This is a genomic window from Flavisolibacter ginsengisoli DSM 18119, from assembly GCF_900129295.1.
GTDB lineage: Bacteria > Bacteroidota > Bacteroidia > Chitinophagales > Chitinophagaceae > Flavisolibacter > Flavisolibacter ginsengisoli.
Genome location: NZ_FQUU01000003.1, coordinates 75,488 through 95,517 on the forward strand (window position 1 = coordinate 75,488; position 20,030 = coordinate 95,517).

General features: G+C 38.9%; 16 protein-coding genes. 4 read left to right on the plus strand and 12 right to left on the minus strand.

Going from position 1 to position 20,030, the window contains the following annotated elements; translation table 11 throughout:
- Positions 1-12 precede the first annotated feature (12 nt).
- On the plus strand, positions 13-1,125 hold the full coding sequence (locus BUA53_RS04250; RefSeq protein WP_262494387.1) for a lycopene cyclase family protein: 1,113 nt from the start codon (positions 13-15) through the stop codon (positions 1,123-1,125).
- On the opposite strand, the gene trxA is transcribed toward BUA53_RS04250, so the two are convergent.
- The gene (gene trxA / locus BUA53_RS04255; RefSeq protein WP_072834019.1) at positions 1,122-1,421 is read right to left on the minus strand and encodes a thioredoxin; all 300 of its coding nucleotides are present in this window, start codon (positions 1,419-1,421) and stop codon (positions 1,122-1,124) included. The genes BUA53_RS04250 and trxA overlap by 4 nt on opposite strands.
- A 117-nt stretch (positions 1,422-1,538) precedes the next feature.
- A complete protein-coding gene (gene ligD, locus BUA53_RS04260; RefSeq protein ID WP_072834020.1) occupies positions 1,539-3,641 on the minus strand; it encodes a DNA ligase D in 2,103 nt (700 codons plus the stop codon).
- Between the two features lie 670 nt (positions 3,642-4,311).
- On the opposite strand from ligD, the gene BUA53_RS04265 reads away from it, so the two are divergent.
- Positions 4,312-5,511 carry an acyloxyacyl hydrolase gene (locus tag BUA53_RS04265; protein WP_072834021.1) on the plus strand — a complete coding sequence of 400 codons (1,200 nt, stop codon included), beginning with the start codon at positions 4,312-4,314 and terminating at the stop codon, positions 5,509-5,511.
- A 13-nt stretch (positions 5,512-5,524) separates the two neighbouring features.
- Here BUA53_RS04265 and BUA53_RS04270 read toward each other — a convergent pair whose 3' ends face one another.
- Positions 5,525-6,718: a glycosyltransferase family 2 protein gene (locus BUA53_RS04270; RefSeq protein ID WP_072834022.1), complete on the minus strand. Its 1,194-nt coding sequence runs from the start codon at positions 6,716-6,718 to the stop codon at positions 5,525-5,527.
- Positions 6,719-6,848: 130 nt separating this feature from the next.
- On the opposite strand from BUA53_RS04270, the gene BUA53_RS04275 reads away from it, so the two are divergent.
- Both BUA53_RS04275 and BUA53_RS04280 read left to right on the plus strand, forming a co-directional pair.
- Positions 6,849-7,802, plus strand: coding sequence for a polysaccharide biosynthesis protein (locus BUA53_RS04275; protein ID WP_072834023.1), 954 nt, complete (start codon positions 6,849-6,851; stop codon positions 7,800-7,802).
- The gene (locus BUA53_RS04280) at positions 7,799-8,464 is read left to right on the plus strand and encodes a nucleotidyltransferase family protein (RefSeq protein WP_245793006.1); all 666 of its coding nucleotides are present in this window, start codon (positions 7,799-7,801) and stop codon (positions 8,462-8,464) included. Before BUA53_RS04275 ends, BUA53_RS04280 begins: the two co-directional genes overlap by 4 nt.
- A 13-nt stretch (positions 8,465-8,477) precedes the next feature.
- Here the strand turns inward: BUA53_RS04280 and BUA53_RS04285 are convergent, their stop codons facing one another.
- From BUA53_RS04285 to BUA53_RS04325, 9 genes are all read right to left on the minus strand, one after another.
- The gene (locus BUA53_RS04285) at positions 8,478-9,716 is read right to left on the minus strand and encodes a glycosyltransferase family 2 protein (RefSeq protein WP_072834024.1); all 1,239 of its coding nucleotides are present in this window, start codon (positions 9,714-9,716) and stop codon (positions 8,478-8,480) included.
- A 3-nt stretch (positions 9,717-9,719) separates the two neighbouring features.
- Positions 9,720-10,898: a glycosyltransferase family 2 protein gene (locus BUA53_RS04290; RefSeq protein ID WP_072834025.1), complete on the minus strand. Its 1,179-nt coding sequence runs from the start codon at positions 10,896-10,898 to the stop codon at positions 9,720-9,722.
- A 27-nt stretch (positions 10,899-10,925) separates the two neighbouring features.
- Positions 10,926-12,200, minus strand: coding sequence for an ABC transporter ATP-binding protein (locus BUA53_RS04295; RefSeq protein ID WP_072834026.1), 1,275 nt, complete (start codon positions 12,198-12,200; stop codon positions 10,926-10,928).
- Positions 12,201-12,205: 5 nt separating this feature from the next.
- The gene (locus BUA53_RS04300) at positions 12,206-13,060 is read right to left on the minus strand and encodes an ABC transporter permease (RefSeq protein ID WP_072834027.1); all 855 of its coding nucleotides are present in this window, start codon (positions 13,058-13,060) and stop codon (positions 12,206-12,208) included.
- 112 nt (positions 13,061-13,172) lie between these two features.
- Positions 13,173-14,924 carry an AMP-dependent synthetase/ligase gene (locus BUA53_RS04305; protein ID WP_245793007.1) on the minus strand — a complete coding sequence of 584 codons (1,752 nt, stop codon included), beginning with the start codon at positions 14,922-14,924 and terminating at the stop codon, positions 13,173-13,175.
- Between the two features lie 500 nt (positions 14,925-15,424).
- The gene (locus BUA53_RS04310) at positions 15,425-16,429 is read right to left on the minus strand and encodes a tetratricopeptide repeat protein (protein WP_072834029.1); all 1,005 of its coding nucleotides are present in this window, start codon (positions 16,427-16,429) and stop codon (positions 15,425-15,427) included.
- A gap of 91 nt (positions 16,430-16,520) precedes the next feature.
- Entirely contained in the window at positions 16,521-17,741 is a 1,221-nt protein-coding gene (locus tag BUA53_RS04315) for a DUF1015 domain-containing protein (RefSeq protein WP_072834030.1), read from the minus strand.
- A 2-nt stretch (positions 17,742-17,743) separates the two neighbouring features.
- The gene (serC, locus tag BUA53_RS04320) at positions 17,744-18,877 is read right to left on the minus strand and encodes a 3-phosphoserine/phosphohydroxythreonine transaminase (protein WP_245793008.1); all 1,134 of its coding nucleotides are present in this window, start codon (positions 18,875-18,877) and stop codon (positions 17,744-17,746) included.
- Between the two features lie 136 nt (positions 18,878-19,013).
- Positions 19,014-20,006, minus strand: a complete 993-nt coding sequence (locus tag BUA53_RS04325; RefSeq protein WP_245793009.1) for a zinc dependent phospholipase C family protein — start codon at positions 20,004-20,006, stop codon at positions 19,014-19,016.
- Positions 20,007-20,030: the final 24 nt, after the last annotated feature.

Consider the following 20,030-nt stretch of genomic DNA (forward strand, 5'->3'; position numbering starts at 1 on the left):
TATGATTACATCATTTCCGGTGCCGGATGCGCAGGATTAAGTCTTGCCATGCATATGATTCATTGCGGAAGATTTGCTGACAAAAAAATATTATTGATAGATAAGGATCCAAAAAAGAACAATGATCGCACCTGGTGCTTTTGGGAAAAAGATAAAGGTCTTTTTGAACCTATTGTTGTCAGGGAATGGAATAAAGTATCATTCATTGGAGAAGGTTTTGATAATGAACTGTCATTAAACCCGTATACATATAAAATGATCCGGGGAATAGACTTCTATAACTATTGCCTTAAAGAGATCAACAAACAGCCCAATTTTACACTCCGCTTTGAAGAAGTCGATGATGTATTTAGCAGTGACAGCACCGGGGTCATCGTAAATGGAAAGCCTGTTTACGCAGAATATGTTTTCAACAGCATCCTATTTGAGAAACCACGGCTCACTTCGAAGCAATACTGGTTGTTACAACATTTTAAAGGATGGGTCATTGAGACAGACGGAAAGGAATTTAATGAAGACAGGGCAACTTTAATGGACTTCAGGCCCTGTCAGCAAAATGGAACTACGTTTTGTTATATTCTTCCATTCTCATCAAATAAAGCTGTTGTTGAATATACCCTCTTTAGCAAATCACTATTATCTCTTCCGGAATATGACCTGCAACTAAAAGAATATTTAAATAACATCTTGCAAATCAAATCTTATAATATCATTGAAGAAGAATTTGGAGTGATTCCAATGACAAATTTTTCTTTCCCTTCCCGGCAAAATAATATTATTAATATTGGAACTGCAGGTGGCCGCACCAAGGGATCTAGTGGCTATACTTTTCGATCAATTCAAAAACAAAGTCAGCATATTGTACAACAGTTACTAAAAAACGAAGATCCTGTTAGTAAAAAGGAACCAGCAAGATTTACTTTTTACGACAGCGTACTATTAAATATTTTATATAATAATTCACTTCCTGGTAAAAAAGTATTTACTGACCTGTTTAAAAAGAATCCCACAGCTTCTGTATTGAAATTTCTAGATAACGAGAGCTCTCTAACTGAAGAATTGAAAATTATAGCTTCACTTCCAACATGGCCATTTCTGAAAGCGGCAATTGACCAAATGACTTAATTACTATGTTGATTAATAACCTGAACTAATGTATTGGCAGGCACTACTCCTGATTGTCGCCATTTGACCTGGCCATCTTTAAAAAGTATGAGAGTAGGGACACCTCTTATTTGGAATTGCTCCGCTGCCTCTTGGTTTTTATCAATGTCTATTTTTATTATAGTAGCCTTATCCCCTAAAGCATCTTTTGTTTGTTTTAAAATAGGAGCCATCATTTTGCATGGGCCGCACCATTCAGCAAAAAAATCAACTAAAACCGGCTTGCCTGATTGTATCACTTCCTGGAAACTAGACATAAGCTTTTTAAATAAAACAACATATAGCGTACCAAGCTGATAAAATTTGACAATAAGTCATTTTAATCAACTTTTTGAGCATATCAATACTTATTAGAACAAACACTTCAGTAATGTCTAGATGAGGTTGGAAAGTCCTTTTAAAATATTGTTTAGATCAATGCCTTTTCCTAAAACACCACTAAAAAGATCTCCTTCAGCTTTTAATCTTTCAAAAATATTTTTCATCGTAAAATCAGAGGTCTTCAGGTCTTTTTTAACTTCATCCCAATGTAATGGTGTGGAAACAGTTGCCCCAGGTTTTGGACGAACAGAGTAGGGGGAACATATTGTTTGAATAGGCCTGTTTTGCAGATAATCTAAATAGATCTTATCCAGACGTTTAAGGGGGCTACGTTCCAGGCTGGTAAACTCCGGAAGCTCTTCATGAACAATATTAGCGATCAACTCTGCTAATTGTTTGGATTGCTCATAATTATATTTGGCCCCAAGGGGTATATATATATGAATGCCGGTTGAACCTGAAGTTTTAGGGTAAGAAGGTATTTGCAAAGAATCCAAAACCTTTTTGACCACAAGTGCTGTTTCAATTACTTTTTCAAAAGAAATATCACCTGGGTCAAGATCTATCACACACCAATCAGGGTTATTTGGTTTTTGGATGCGGGAGTGCCAGGGATTGATCTCAATGCAGCCAAGATTTAGCATATAGATGAGGGAGGCAATATTGGTGCAGATCAGGAAGTTTTTTGGCCCAGAGGAATCACTGATACGTTCAAAAGTCTTAATCCATTTATCTATATGTTCACCCATATTCTTATGGTAGAAACTTTTGCCTTCAATACCATTTGGATAACGGTTAAGTGATTGTGGCCTGTCAACAAGGTAGGGCATAATATATTCCTCCATCCTGTAATAATAATTTACAAGGTCACCCTTTGTGATCTTTTCCTTAGGCCAGAAAACTTTATTGAGATTGGTTAATTTCAGATCATGCCCATCCAGTATGGCTATTTTTTCTTTTTCATCAGGTAAAACCAATGAACCTGGAAGTTGGTCATGAACTGTTTTTAAAAGTATTTCCCGAGTATCTTGTTCTTGTTCATTATTTAATTCAAAAGCAACCTTATCTTCTCTTAATCCCTGGAAGGAAGCATGCCGCATAATTCCCTCTGTGGTTAACTCTGTGTATTTCACTTCACCCACTAAAAATGGTTTTAACCACACAACTGAATCACTTAATGCCGGTTCCTGGTCAAAAGGGCAATTCCTGGTTATGTGGGGTTTCATTCTTTTTACTAGATCTTGTTGCCCTTGTTGGGTGAATCCAGTGCCAGCCTGTCCAATAAATACGAGCTTACCTTGTTCATAAACACCCAGCACAAGTGAACTAAATAATCTGTCTGAATCTCTTTTTTTGGTATAACCGCAAATGATGACTTCATGTCTTTGTTCCGCTTTTATCTTCAGCCAGGTTTTGCTTCGAGAATCTGGTATATAAATCGAATCCTTTTTCTTAGCTACAATGCCCTCAAGATTATTTTCCCTGGCAATTTCAAAAAAGTCTTTTCCAATTGCATCAATATGATCACTGAAACGGATTATACTATTGTCAGGAATTATTTTTTTTAATATTTCCTGCCTTAAGTACAATGGTTCTTCCATAATATTCAATCCATCCAGCCAGAGAAGATCAAAAACATAATACACCAGCTGCCCTTGCATTTTCTTTTCCCATAATTGTATACCATTGAAATCCGGAACTCCTGATTCATTAAGCACAACTATTTCTCCATCCACTACGGCGTTAATTTTCCACTCTTCAAGGGCATTGTGAACTGATTCAAATTTTGTGTTGAAGGAATTATTGTTTCTTGACCTGATATCCACATGGCCATTTTTTAAATAGGTCAGGCAGCGATAGCCATCAAGCTTTAATTCAAATTGCCAGTTTTCATCATTAAATGGTTCATCAACCAGGGTCGCCAGCATAGGTTTAATATCAAGAGGCATCTTACTTGCCCTGGAATTGGAAAGTTTTCTTTTTTCCAGTTCTATGATACTGGATAGGTTTCTCTTATTGCCTTGAACATCTATTGAAATAGATGTATTTTTTTTGCCTTTGGAAATTTTCTTATTGGCTGGTAATTTTTTTATTGGCTTGCTTAGAGATTGCGAAGATTGTTTAGAATTTCGCACCTTGTTCCTGGGTTGGCTCATATACTATATAGTTACAAAAAACAAATGCCAGTTGCCAGTACTTACTTCAGGTAAACATTGTAAATAGCTAATATCAAATGAGTTGTGAATTATCCACCAATATCCACATCATTGCACATAATGTTGCTAATCTTTGTGTATAACCTTACTATTTTATTGATTTTCAATAGCCAGTATATAAAAATTTGGCGGATAGTAAAACGAAACCCCTTTTGGAAAAAAGGGGTTCTTGACTTTATGAGAGTTGAAATTTAAACATTTAAATACCAAAGAACACTCAATAGTGTAATAAGAAAGATGACAGTGTGATACAGTTCTTTGCCGTGATCTTTTTGAATTTGTTTTTGATTCATAGCGGTAGCGTTTAAGAGTGATTAATACTCCATAGGAAAATGGACGCTATGATTTTTCTTTAAGGAATTGGTACAGATTAAAAAATATGATCGGCTTAAATGTTCTTAGGAATTTCAGGAGGAGATTGGTACGGTCAATAAGCTGATGTAAACCTAGTAGCAGATTTTTATCTATGCAATAGGAAATATACGATGTGAATAACTTCCATTATATGTAATACTAATAGCCTATTGAAAAATGATAACTATATAACTAGAATCTTTATCCTAGGTATAAAAAGTGTATAATTGATGTCTGTAAAAATGATAAATCTTACATGAGTCAAAAATTGTATAGTCCAATACTTTGTTTCATCCTGGCAATAAATTGCACATTATTGGTAAAAGCCCAGGATAAGAGAACCCAATATCCTTCCTTCTTGTCTAATTCCTATTTTAATGTCAACATAGGATATATTGATTATCCGTTTTCATCTGCTCAGTTAGAACAGGGTAACCAGGTTGAATCTATTGAAGTGCCTCACACTGCAGTAAGGGTTGTGCTCCTGGGGCATCAATTCAATAAATACTTATCTGCCCAGGTAAGTTATATGAGACCTGTGAAATATGTCGCCTATAAAAGCATCAATGGCGATAAACAGGATCACCACGTATGGATGCATTTTGGAACACTAAGTGCAAAAGGTCAATTGCCATTGGGAAAAAAGCTTGCAGTGTATGGAGAAGCAGGCTTGGGAATTGTAACCCGGAAAGGTTTTATGATCAATGATAAGCCGGTTGTCAAAAATGCCAGTTATGGCACTGTCTTTCTTGGAGGTGGTTTGGAATTACACGCTAATCGCCGCTGGGATTTTTTATTGGGTACATCTTACCTGCCGGGCAGCATTAATGAAAATCAACCTCACACTATATATTATTCTGCCGGCTTCCGCTATAATATGCGTCCACTTTCTGAAGAGCGCGTCCGCCAGGCGCAGCAGGAAGGTTATACATTCCCGCATAATATGATTCAGGTAGGAATTACTACCAATACATTGGGATATAATATCAATAATTTTACTTCTAAAACTATTCCTATCTTCTGGGGTGGAGGAATAGAAATTGAAAAAGGTGTCACACTTCGATATCAAAGGAATATCTATCATACAGGAAAAGTATTTGCATTAAATGTTGGAACGAGTGCATCCTGGTTTAGAAGCAAGTTAAATAAAGATGAATTTTATACACTGGCGCTCTCGCCGATATTTCAATTCAATGTATTGCGAACCAAACCTGCCGACCTATATGTTTTTTATTCAGTAGCAGGTCCTAGTTATATTTCAAAACTAACAATTGATGGAAGCAAAACAGGAAGACACTTTACCTTCCAGGATTTTATGGGTATAGGATTGTTTACAGGAAAGAGCCGGCATATCAACGCTGAGGTGAACATTAACCATTATTCCAATGGAAATATATTTACAGAAAATGCAGGTGTCAAAATACCGTTGACGTTCACCCTGGGATATGCATTTTAATGAAGGATTGGTTCTAATTAGGCAGTGCATTTACTTTTTTATTCCGCTTCATAGTTCTGTAATAAGCAAGTGGGCTTGACAGCATACCTTTTAGTTCCTGGTATGTATAACTTCTTGGAATTTTTTCAGGTGAGAGAAGGTTCTTTACATTCCATTTGTAAAACCATTCTTTTAGAAAGAAATAAATAATGTTAATTGGTGGTATGGATGAAGTTCTAAGGCAATGAATTAAATAACATCCGAAACTCCTGCCATTATCATACACTTGTTTTTTTAATTGTTCTTCTGTCCTACGATGAAAGTGCCATACCAGCATGCTGGGATCATAAATAAATAACGATCCCTTTGAGACGATCCTGTGAAACATTTCAACATCTCCTCCACCATGGCTAGGCGTTCCTACATCAAGACCTGTATGAAATAAACCACATTTTGAAAAAACTTCTTTTCTGAAGGCCATATTAGCACCAATACCAAAGCTACTTGCCCAAAAAAGTTCTTGTTTAGTTATTCTTTCTTTATGTATAAAACGTCGCCTGAATCCATGTCCCATTCCTCCATATCCTGATTCAAATAATTCCTGTGCTTTTGTTTCCATTTCTGCAGGCGCAACATATCCACTGACACCCATCACATCCTTATTTGAAAAAATATTGTTTATAGATTGAAGCCAGAATTTGTCAACCTTCACGTCATCATCAGTAAAAGCAATAATTTCATTCGAAGCTTCCAGTATGCCACGATTCCTGGCCCAGTCAAGTCCTGGGCGTAACTCTCTGAAATATTTTACCGGGTAGTTTTTGCATAATTGAAGCGTTTCATCATTTGATGGAGCGTTGTCAATGATTAATATCTCATAGTTCACATAATCTAATGCCATAACGGAGGCAAGGCAATTGATCAACTGTGCAGTTCTATTCCTGGTGCAAATAACAATGCTAATACCTTGCTGAGGCCTCTGGTTTATATTTACACCATGAGGGGTTCTCAATAAAGCTGTATGTATGATACTTGATGAAAGCTGTAGATTAATGGCGGATTCTATATCTGATGCGGTAATTTTTTCTTTTCCTTTCGATTTCAAATGAACCCATCCTATAAGTTCCCTATAAGAACGTATCAATATCCGGTACGATTCAAATTGATCATTTACAGTAAGATCAGTCCAGCCCTCCGACAATTCAATTTCCAATAGTTTGGTTGCCATTATATCAATAACTGTAGAAAAGGAAAAATTATGAAAACAATATAGTTGATAAATAAAACTATTTTAACTGGTAAAATTCAATTTTTCAAACTTTATTTACAGGTAGAAAAATATAATCTTCAAACAACTAATGAAAGAAACGATATTAATAACGGGAGGAACAGGATTTTTGGGTAAGCGCCTTGCTTTAAAACTGAAGGACAAGTATAGAGTTATACTCACCGGTAGAAATAATAAACAAAACCTGGCAGCTAAGAAGTTTACTGGTTGTGAAATGGCCCCAATGGATGTTTCAAACATTGAATCAGTTAGGGATGCTTTTCGGGAATATAAACCACAGGTGGTGATCCATGCGGCTGCAACTAAATTTGTTGACCTGGCAGAAAAATTTCCAATGGAATGCGTGGATGTTAATGTTATAGGTTCACAGAATGTGGCCAGGGTTGCCATGGAAACCGGGGTTAAAAAGGTAATTGGAATATCCACCGACAAGGCCGCACCGCCGGTGCGCAATACTTACGGATTAAGTAAGGCATTAATGGAGCGAGTGTATTGTTCTTTAAATGGAAAGTCTGAAACAAAATTTACTTGCGTTCGTTATGGAAATGTAGCATGGTCCACAGGTTCTGTTTTCCCCATCTGGAAAAAAATGCTTGAAGAAACAGGAGTAATCGGTACCACAGGTCCTGAAATGCGGCGTTTTTTCTTTACTGTAGATGAAGCGGTAAACCTTGTTATAACGGCTTTAGATCATATGGAAGAAGTCCAGGGAAAAGTGCTATCAAGAAAAATGAAAGCAGCACAGATAGAAGAAATACTAAAGGTCTGGACCAGGGAGAAGGGTGGGAGGTATGAAAAAATTGAAGGGCGCCCTGGCGAAAGGGATGATGAATTTTTGATAGGCGACCTGGAATTACCATACACAGAGGAAGTAATTTATGATGGCATTCCTCACTACCTGATCTCTTTCAACGACAAAGTTTCCAGGCCGGTAGCTTTTGGATTGTCTTCAGCCAATACAGATAAATTATCCGAATCAGAAATACTGGCTATTATCAATAATCCGCCAATGGAAGAAGTATGAGCCCAATGATTAATTATGCCATAATTATGGCTGCCGGAAGGGGGATGCGCCTGATGCCTTTAACGGATATTGTTCCCAAGGCAATGGTACCTTATAATGGTAGTACACTCATCGCTATAGGCATCGATAAGATCAGGCAGCATATTCCCAATATTTATATCACTGTTGGTTATAAGGGTGCTATGCTGGCCAAACATGTGATCGAACATAATGTAACCGGCATTTTAAATACAGAAGGCCATGATAATGCCTGGTGGATCTTTAATACCCTTTTAAAGCATCTTGATGAGCCCATATTTGTGTTGACCTGCGATAATGTCACTGACCTGGATTTTGAAACATTATCACAGGAATACTTTTCTTTTAACAGCCCTGCATGTATGGTGGTTCCGGTGAAGCCAGTTGAAGGCCTTGAAGGGGATTATATTTTTCACGAGAACAATGTGGTAAAGAAATTATCAAGACATGAAAAATCAGATACCTATTGTTCGGGTATACAGGTTCTAAACCCCTGTAAAATAAATAGGCTGGTTCCCCCCGTTGAAAATTTTTATGACTTATGGAGTAGCCTTATAGCTAAGAATGAGTTGTACTGTAGTTATACGCTTCCTTCAAAATGGTTCGCTGTGGATACAGTGGAACAGCTACAGCGTTTAAAATAAAACACTTGTATCACTAGTTCTGCTCTTTTAATTTTTCTAATGACAAAGCTTTGATCAGTGGCTTGGATAATTCCTTAGCAAGCATTCTTCGAAGGTGTGCACCTTTTATAGGTTCAGCTCCTCCTTTAAATGGTATCTCCCCTATAACCTGGCTATTTAATTTAACCCGTATACTTTCAGTCCTTTTATCATCAAGAATTCTTTCTGCAGCGCATAGTCCCATTTGCAGGTCTATTTCCAATGTGTCGCTTTTAACTTTTCCGGGATAATGATTCAGGTAAGACCTTAAGTTTTCTTTTGTTCCCAATTCATCCAAAAGTCCCCGGTAATACCAATAGGTATGCAGTTTATAACTCAACTTTTCCCAACGATACCGCATTTTTATCCTTTCCAGTATTAGCAGCTCATTTTCAAGAAATTTGCTTATTCTATCTGTAATCATTGGCCACTTTATAAGGAAAAACGCTGTTTTTGATTGAAGAAAATCATATCCTTTTGCTGTATACTCCTTTTGCAATTCATTTTGAATGCCCGGATGTAACCGCCATAATTTTACATCAGTACGTCCTTCCTCTCGTTTTCTTCTTAAAGAACGAATTAAATTAGTTACCTCATCACAATGATAGCCCCAGGCATCTTTAGAAAATTTAAATTCAGCACCCAATTGCAATAACCTCATCCCCAGTTCATAATCGTCTCTGCAGGTAAACGTGGTAATGAAACCCTGGGCTTGCCTGAATAAAGTGGAGGATATTGAAAAATTACCACTCAACAGGTCTTCATAACTGAACCTGTAACCCCTGACCCGCATTTGATAAAATTTCTTTTCCCACCAGGCTCTTAAATTCAAACGGAAGAAATCCGGATTATCAGGCATGGTCAATGGTAAGTAACCCATTACTACCGACATAGGATTACTATGAGCAGATATATGTGCTTCAACAAGAGAAGTGGAAGGGTCTACATCATCATCCAGAAAAATAAAGATATTGCCAGAGGCCAGTGCTGCACCCTTATTCCTTGGAACCGCAGGACCAGCCCCATTGGTTTCGGCATATTGAAAATGATACGGTGCCTTGTATTGTTTCAGAATTTCAAAGGTATTGTCGCTGCAACTGTTGGCAACTACTATCACTTCCATTTGTGATAATGGAAAAGTTTGTTCACCCAGCTTATTAAGCAATCTTAATATAGATCCTGACCGGTTATGAGTAGGTATAATGACACTTACATGTATGGATTCATTTGTCATTTCTTACACCTTATTTTTTTCTTTGTCAGATTTGAAATATTTCCATGGGCCTAATACACAACCTTCAATCTCTGCCAATAAAATGTGAAGTGGGTGACTGCCAGGCCGTTTTAACATAGATCTCCAAAGATTGGGCAACTGCATGTGTATGAACCATGCATAGGGCATTTTCAATATGCCCCATTCTTTTTCTTTAACCAGCAACCTTGTCCAGAAGGCATACACTCCAATACCATATCCACGGATAGCCTTCCGGGTTTCTTTCATAGTACGCCTGTGGCGATGCCAGCTCAGTGCTTCCGGCTCGTAAATGATTTGGTAGCCCTTTATAAGGATCCTTGCAAAATATTCATGGTCACCACCTGACTCTGTAGGGGTTCCTGCATCCAAGGCCTCATCAAAATAACCTACAGCTTGCAATACCGATTTGCGAAAGGCCATATTGGCACCAGCCCCAATTTGCCCTGTTTGTAACGGGTTATGAGAGTTATGTGTATACTTTTTTCTTTTGAATCCCTTGCCAAATGGAGAATACCGCTCAAAGATTTCCTGTGCTTCAGTTTCCAGTTCCAGGGGCATTGTCATTCCTGTCACACACATTACAAGTGGTGTATTGAAATTTTTAATAAGTGCTCTTAACCACATTGCATCTGGCACGGCATCATCATCTGTAAAAGCCAAGATTTCATTCCTAGCTTCCATAATGGCCCTGTTGCGGGCAATATCCAGGCCTGCTCTTGGCTCAAGTACATACCTTACAGTGGGGTAGGAGCCCACTAATATTTTTGTATCATCATTAGATGGCGCGTTATCAATAACAAGGATCTCTTGTCCGTCATCAGGCAATTGCATCAAAGATTCAAGGCATCTTTTCAGATCTTCAGTTCTGTTCCTTGTACAAATGGCCACAGTAGCCTTAGGAGGCACAAAGTCCACAAGGTCTGTCTTACTCCATTGCAGGTAATCATGCAGAAAGACCTTTTTTACAATTGCTTCTGCACTTGTTAGCATTTGCTCTGCATACTCCTCTGTTTTCAGGCATCCATTAGTTACAGGGAGCGTGATCTTTCCAACAGGCTTCCCTTTATAGCGCATTAATATAAAAGCATGGGTATAATGATCCTTTACAGTAATTACCGGCGGTAGGTTTGTAAGTTCAAGGTCTAGTACAGCAGTTGGCATTGAAAGGTAATTACAGAAAAAATAGTATTAATCTAAGTTCACTTTTTTGAAAAATGAGGTATCTATTTGTGGACGGATAATACCGGGCCATAAACCAAAATAGCTCATGCCTTCCCTCATGTCTTCTACATCAAAACTTATACAATTGGTGAAAGCATACAAGTGAGTAGAATGGTTCTTAACTACAGTAAGTCCAATAATATAATTATTATTATTCAGCAGGTTCCCGGGTATTATGCTTCTCAGTCCAAGTACAGCCTTTTCTGCTTTTACTGATGGCGAACCAAGATCAAAAATGCATTCTCCGGCATTGGTTAGCAACCGAACATTGATGTTCATATCAAATCCTTCCTGTAAACACCAGAACTCAACATCCAACTGAATGGGTGTTTCCACAGTAATCATATCATTCTTTACACTGCCTATCGGTTTCACTTCTATACTCTTCATACGAATGAAGTGATTGCCCGGGGCTGTTTCAGGTTCATCCCAACTTTGACCGGTCCTGAACTGCTTTGAATTCCCTATATAGGACGCTACCACATCCCTTGCATTACCCATCATTTTCATTCTGCCAGCATTGAGCCACAGCGCTGTTGTGCAAAGATTTGTTACCGCCTGCATATTGTGGCTTACAAAGAGTATGGTCCTGCCTTTTGTATGAGACACTTCCTGCATTTTGCCCATGCATTTTTTCTGAAAGTCTGCATCACCAACGGCCAGTACCTCGTCTACTATCAATATGTCTGGTTCTAAGTGCGCTGCCACGGCAAAGGCTAACCGCACATACATGCCTGATGAATATCTTTTAACAGGGGTATCAATAAATTTCTCAATGCCTGAGAAAGCTACGATCTCATCAAACTTGCTGCGGATCTCTTCTTTGTTCATCCCTAATATATAGCCGCTGTTATAGATGTTTTCCCTACCGGATAGTTCACTATGAAAACCGGTGCCTACCTCCAGTATAGAATTTACCTTTCCCTTTCCCCTCACTAACCCTTTACTTGGTTGTACAATACGTGAAATGATCTTTAAGAGAGTCGACTTTCCTGACCCATTGCTGCCAATGATGCCTAAGGCTTCTCCCTGGTTCACTTTAAAGTTGATATCTCTGAGCGCCCATATCAGTTCATTGTTCATTTCAGCTTCTTCATCCTTCTGCTGGAAAAACGGGTCTTCCTTTTTTAAGATATTCTTATTCCACCAGTATTGCAGGTCCTGGCGCAGCGATCCTGTTCCTATGGCCCCCAGCTTATATACCTTGGCTAAATGCTCAACTTCTAATACTACTTCGGCCATAATAATTAAACTACATCAATAAGTTTACTTCCTTGTTTGGTAAATAGATACAACGATCCGAATAGGGTAAGCACAATGAACAATATACAATATAATAATTGCAGCGGCGCTACTGTACCCTGGCCTAATAACCCCAACCTGAATAATTCAAATAATGGTGTCAAAGGGTTAATGTTGACAACCCAGCGCAACTTTTCCTGCACAGCAGACAGAGGATAAATAACAGGTGTAACAAACATCAATAGCCTTATACCCACATACACAAGATTTGAAATGTCCCTATATTTTGCAGTAAGCACTGAGAAAAATAATCCCAACGTAAAACTGATCACTCCAGTTAAAATAATTGCCAGTGGAACTAACAACAGGTTAGGGCTTAGAGGAACATGAAAATCCTTAAAAATTATATAGTACCCGATCATCAATACCAATAGTATCAATTGCACCAATAACCGGAAAAAATGAGTGAAAAGCACAGATAGAGGCATGATGATGCGGGGAAAATAGACCTTGCTGAAAATTTGAATATTATCCCTGAATGTATTGGAAGTGCCTACAAAACTATCATTGAAAAAGTTCCAGAGTACAATACCGGAAAAATAGAACAATACAGGTGGCAGGTTTTCACCTGTGGGAATTCCTATTAGCTTGCCAAACACCAGTACATAGGTCACTAATGTTAGTAAGGGTTGAAATAAGATCCATACAGGCCCTAAAATGGTTTGTTGATAGTTGAGCAAAAATTCTCTTCTCACCAGGCTGCCAAGCAAATGCCTGTAGGACAATATGTCCCGGACACCCCACTTGAATTTTGGCCGGGATTGTATTTCCCAATCCCATTTTTGCTCTTGATGCAGCATGATTGATCAATAATTAATTGTTACCTGAAAAGCTTAAAGATAGAACAGCCCCCCGAAATGTAAAATAGAGGAACTTTCGTTTAATAATGATGACAGGTATAAATTGGTGAACCTATCTATATATCCTGTCTACAGCTTCATAATATTTTTCCATAACCACTTTCCTTTTCAAAGAAAGCTTTGGCGTCATTTCTCCTGATTCAATGGTCCACTCATTAGGCAATAATTCAAATTTCTTCACCTGCTCCACATGGTTAAAAAATTTATTGAAGCTATCTATGAGGTCTTTATATAACTGTATCACCTTTGGATGCCTGATCAATTCTTCATTGGTAAGTCCCTTTACCTGTTCCCTGTCGCACCAATCTCTGAGGTTACTAAAGGCTGGTACGATCAATGCCCCTACAAATTTCTTTTCGGATCCTACAAGCATCACCTGCTCAATAAAGGGCGATTCCTTTAATTTATTTTCTATAGGCAATGGCGCAACATATTTGCCACCACTTGTCTTGAATAATTCTTTTTTACGGTCTGTTATCTTCAGAAACTTATTATCAATTATAGCACCTATATCGCCTGTGGCATACCAGCCATCTTTAATGGCTTCATCTGTTAGGTCAGGGCGCTTATAATACCCCATCATAATATTTGGACCTTTGCAAAGTATTTCCCCATCTTCAGCAATTTTCACTTCCACGTTATTGATTAATGGTCCCACGGTGCCAAACATCCTGTCCTCTTCATTGTATCGGTTCACTGCTATCACAGGCGAGGTCTCAGTTAATCCATATCCCTCCATGATGATGATCTTGCCAGCTGTGAATATCCGTATCAGCCTTACCTGGCAGGCGGCCCCTCCGGTAACTATGCATTTGATATTCCCTCCCAGGCCTTCTCTCCATTTGCTGAATATGAGTTTATTAGCAAGTGCCAATTGTATATCATACCATAAACCCCGTGGCTTATTGATCTCGAATTTTTCAGCTAAACTGTGTGCCCAGTAAAAGAGCTTTCTTTTAGTGCCTGTTAGTTCCGCACCCTTGGACATTATGCGGTCATACACTTTTTCCAGCAACCTTGGTACAGTGGTAAACATAGTCGGTTGAACCTCTTTCAGGTTATCTCCAATGGTTTCCAGGCTCTCGGCATAATAAATAGAAGTATTATTAAATAAATACAGGTAGGTAACCATTCTTTCAAATATGTGGTTCAGCGGAAGAAAGCTTAATGCCCGCATATTATCTCCGGGAGGGAAACAGGGCATAGAAGCCATCACATTTGAAAGTAGATTCCGGTGAGATAACATAACGCCTTTGGGGGTACCCGTGGTTCCGGAAGTATATATAATTGTAAAAAGGTCTTCTATATTGATCTTTTCCGATATGGTGCTTAATTGCAGGTAATGCTGTTGTTTACCCAGGGTCAACAATTCTTTCCAGTGACGGGTACCAGCTACCTGTTCAAAACTGTAGATTTCCTTTATGCTTTTGATCTTACCTCTAACATTTTGAACCTTATGAAAAAGGTCCTCATCATTGACAAAAACAGCCTTTACCTGCGAATCATTTAATACGAACTCCAGGTCGTTAATATGTATGGTTGGGTAAAGAGGAACCAACACAGCTCCCATTTGTTGCACTGCAAGATCAAGGAACATCCATTCAGGCCGGTTCTTACCAAGAACGGCTATTTTATCCCTGCCTTCAATAGACATATCGCCTGCACTATAGCCTTCTGCCAACAATCCGGTACTTAGCTGGTCCACAATATCTTTTACTTCAGCAGTGGGGTATTTGCGCCATTGACCTCCTTCCTTGGCAGCAAAACAGGCTTTATTTCCTCCATTAGCAAGCTGGGTTTCCAAGCAATCGAATAACCGGTGTGGATGATTCATCAATAAAACAGGGTTTTCAACAGAACAAATTAACTAATTAAGCATAGATAAGAAAATCAATGACAATAAAAAAAGACTGTTTTGTAATAGCTATTGATATTCCTGGGTATTGGGAAATAAAATGTCTGGGAAAGGTAAGTGTAACTAAGCCTTTGACTCGGTCTCATACCTGTCTGCTCTATGGCTACGCCCTATCTACGCTATAGTAAAGGTATAGATACTCCGTGCCCGCACGGAGTATCTATACCGTAGGTAGGGAGTAGATAGGGCGTAGGTAGGTAGTAGCTATGCCCCAAATTCTTTCTTTCGCTGGTATTAGCAGTAAAACATATTAAGTAAAATGGATATTGGGTTAGTCATTTTTATATAGTGATGAAAGATGCGGTAGTATTCAGAATTTGATTGGGTATAAAATAAAAAAGGTGTTCCTTGTTAGGGAACACCTTTTTTTAAAGAAGTACAGTTATGCTTTATAATTCATTATAATGTTGTCCTGCAGGCATTTTAAATACCCGGCCTTTTTGAAACTCGGTAAATTTCGTATAGGTTTCTGCATTGGTCTTGGTCCATTGATCAAAGGCTGAAAGGTTTTCAACTGCACCAAATAACCATTGATTATAGGCTTCAAATAAGCCAGCCTTGATCAATTGCTGCTGGTAATCAAATAGACGATATGGGTATTTGGCAGCATAGGTTTTAAACCAATCAAGGATGAAACGGGTTCTTACCATGTTTAAGGTTTCCGTATTGATTCCTTTGTTTACCAGCGACCCCTGTTTGTTAAACGTTTGAAGTACAGCATTGGCAAACTCAGAACTCTTGCCCTTGGTTTTAGTTTCCAGGTCATTATAGAGTTTCTCCTTGTAGGTTGTTAAAAGCAGTTTCTTCATTTCTGTGGCCCTGTCTGTGAGGTATTCCATATTTACGAATATCTCACCATAAAGAAGTGTCCACACCTTATCCTTGGTATAATAATAAAATAAGGCTGCATTGTAGTAATTGCCTGGAAAACTGGGAGCAGCTTCTATTCCTTTCTCCCAGATCTTTATAGCATCATAATCTTTTTTCTCCCACAGCAACTCACCATATTCGCTGTATAAAGGACCGCTCTTTGGAAATTTCTTCAGGGCTTTCTTATACATTTTATCTGCTTCCTTTACCTCCTCCAAAGCTTTGTAAACATTGCCCCCTAACTGGTACACTACTTCATCTGCATTGTTATCGTCCAGCATGGGCTGTATCTTTTCCAGTGCCCTGGTATAATCTCTTTTATAGTAATAAGCCATGACCAGGTCTTTTTGCAGGTCAATGTTCTTAGGATCCTGCTGCAAAGCCCTGTTCAATACCAGTATGGCATTATCCCAGTCTGCTGCACGCATGTAGGTGCGGGCAGTTTCCAGCGCACTTGTTTCCTGCTGGGCAAATGTTACTGTGATACAACTAAAAGAAAATAATAAGAGAAATATTTTTTTCATGATCCAAATTAAAAATTAAAAAGGGCTGTATCCTAACATCCCTTTAGAAAATAACAAATTCTTCTGAGCCTTGATGAGCAATAGTTTGCTATTAAAAACAATGGGTTAACAAGCCATCCCGAAGCTTTGGTTCAAACCAGGTGCTTTTTGGAGGCATCACATTTCCACTGTCAGCAATATCAAACAATTGTTGAATGCTCACAGGGTGCAAACTGAATGCCACTTTCATTTCGCCCGAGCTCACTCTTTTTTCCAATTCTGAAAGACCCCTGATTCCTCCAACAAAATCAACCCGGGTGTCTGTACGGGGATCGCTGATTCCCAGTATCTTATCAAGAATATTGTCTTGAAGTATCGTTACATCCAAAACACCGATAGGATCGGTTTTGTAACTGCCTTCTTTTGCTGTTAGCAGGTACCATTGATTATTTAGAAGCATTCCAAACTGGTGAAGCTGTGAAGGGGAAACAGCAGAATCCTTTTTTTCTACTTCAAACTCCTCGTTTAATTTCTGCATAAATGCTTCTTCACTCAAGCCATTCAGATCTTTTACCACCCGGTTATAATCCAATATGGCTAATTGATTGGCAGGGAATATAGTAGTAAGGAAATATTGGGCTTCTTCGTTGTCAGGAAACTGCTGGCTTACCCTGGCTGCCGAAGCAGCACGGTGATGACCATCGGCTATATAAGTAAAAGGAACTTTTTCTTTGAAAATATTGGTGAGTATATCAATGGTAGGAATTGAGTTTACCACCCACACAGAATGGGTTACCCCATCTTCGGCCGTAAAGTAATAAGCTGCATTGTTATCTTTTTTGCACTGTTCGAAAACATCATTTAAATCTTTGATATCCTTGCAGGCCATAAATACATTTCCTGTTTGAGCCCTGATGGCAGCCATGTGGCTGATACGGTCCTGCTCTTTTTCAGGTCTTGTGAATTCATGTTTTTTTATGATGTCGTTAAAATAGTCCGCTACTGAAGAAAGGCAAACCAGCCCGGTTTGCGTACGTCCCTTCCAGGCCAGTTCATAGATATAGTAACAAGGATATTCTTCAAAAAATAAAACCTTACGATCCACCAGGTGCTGCAGGTTTTCTTTTGCTTTTTGATACACCTCGTCACTATGCACATCAACTGCAGGATCAAGGTCAATTTCTGCTTTTGTTACGTGCAGGAAGGATAAGAGATTGGTGCCTGCTTCCTTTCTTGCTTCGTCAGAATTTAATACATCATAGGGGCGGGAAGCTACCTGTGCCGCATATTCGTTGTGTGGACGTAAAGCCTTGAAGGGTCTTATTTCTGCCATATCTAATATTTGTGATTGGCAAAGTAAAGCATTAAATCGGTCAAAGCTTTTACGCTTTCATAAGGAAGTGCGTTGTACATTGATACCCTGAACCCTCCCGTTGTGCGGTGGCCTTTGATGCCTATCATGCCTTCTTTTTCGCAAAGTGCCAGGAATTCTTTTTCCACTTCAGCATTTTCAGCCACAAATACTGCATTCATTTTACTGCGGTCTTCTTTGGCCACTGTGCCCCTGATAGCCGGAATAGAGTCCAGTGTTTGATAAAACAAATCAGACTTTTCGTTATTTCTTTTTTCTGCCACACTTACACCTCCCATATTTTTTAACCACCTGAGTGTGAGCATACAGACATAGATGGCAAAAACTGGTGGCGTATTTAGCAATGAACCTGCTTCAATATGATTGCGGTAATCAAGCATGGTAGGTAGCTTTCGGCTTACTTTCCCCAGGCAGCGCTTATTTACTATGACAACATTTACACCCGCAGCGCCTATATTTTTTTGAGCACCTGCATAGATTAGGTCAAACTTGTTGAAATCTATTTCACGACTTAGAATATCACTGCTCATATCCGCCACAAGTGGTACATTCTGATCATAGAAAAGGGAAAGGTCTTGCCACTGAGTACCGTATACAGTATTATTGGTGGTGAGGTGCAAATAAGCAGCGGAAGGATCTGCCTTAAAATCTTTAGGTAAATAGCTGTAATTGGCGTCTTTAGAACTGCAGACAACATCAACATTGCCAAACAGCTTTGCCTCTTTAATAGCTTTTGTTCCCCAAATACCTGTATCTGTATAGGCGGCAGAAGCTTTTTCATCCAACAGGTTCATTGGAACCTGGAAGAATTGTGTGGAGGCACCTCCATGCATAAACAGCACTTCGTGTTCAGCATCCAGGTGCATCAAATCCTTTAAAGTATGTATCGCTTCATCTATAACAGCCTGGAACGTTTTTGTCCTGTGACCAATCTCCAGGATAGATAATCCTGAATTATTGAAGTTAATGATTCCCCGGCTTGCTTCTTCAAATACTTCTTTCGGTAGGATAGAAGGCCCGGCTCCAAAATTGTGGACCATAGCTGTTTTATTTTCATTGCCCGTTAGTTGGGTCAAAATTTCGTTATTGGCATTCATGCTGTATCGTTGAACTACAAATTTAAGTTCTAAACCAGCATTGTTCTGTAAACTGCAATAAATGCCCGCCTGGGGTTGATTTCTAAGTATTCTAAAGTATTATAGTGTATAAGTCATGACAATGAAAGATCCACAACTAATCTTCTTCCCTTCCCTGTATTTTGCCATTTCTCCAGGCCTGGTTAAGTTTTTCAAATTCAGTAAGTTCCTGTGCATTAAAAATATTGGCATCTAAAGGAGATAAGGCTGGTTGGCCCGCATTTACCCAAGCAGTATACCAGAAACTGGCAATAGAATATATAGAAAGCCGCATACGGCGCAGGATCATACCTTTTAATTTTTCATCATAAGCTTTACTAAACGCAGCTGAATATTGCCTGATGATCAATCCATTTCTTTCTTCAAATGAAAATTTCTGTGCGGCCGGGAACTGCCTTGATAGTTCTCTTTCAATGCGCAGCACAGTGTCTGCAGCTGCGCCACTTTCTTCTATCCTTTTCCATATATATGCCGAAGGATCAGGAATGTATTCCGCCTTGCCAATAAAAAAATCCCATTCATTATCCGCCAGCAATTCGGGGATACGGCTTTCCCAAAAAGCATGAATGCCTTTTTGGTTGGTATACTGCCCATTATGGTTGCTGTTAGCGTGTAAGGGCACATGTGCATCTGCTATGTAATGACCTAATTCAGCAGAGAGCTTTAGTATTTTCCGGGAGTCCTTTTCTTTGTAAGCTGCGGTTAACCGCTTTTGCATCACATCCACCCACCAGGGTACTATTCCATATTTTTTGAGAGAATCCTCTGTATATCTTTTTACTGCATCCTCCCATTTATGAGGAATGGAGTCGTAAGGATAATGGCCATATTTATCCATATCCATAAAATGCCTGGGGCCTTCTTCCGCAACTATGTACCTTCTTTTGTCAGGATCTACTGCGTGTTCTGAAATGAAATCAACCTGGGGTTTATAAAAACGGATCAATTCGGGAGGTAACAGGAAAACAGAATAATAATTGATCTTCCTGTGCCCGAAAAACCCCCAGGAATGGCAATTAGAATGAAATACACTAAGGAGTAAACATACTAATAAGCATTTCCTGCCATTAATGGTTCTTAAAGACCTCACAAGCAATAGATTGGTTAAATAGTG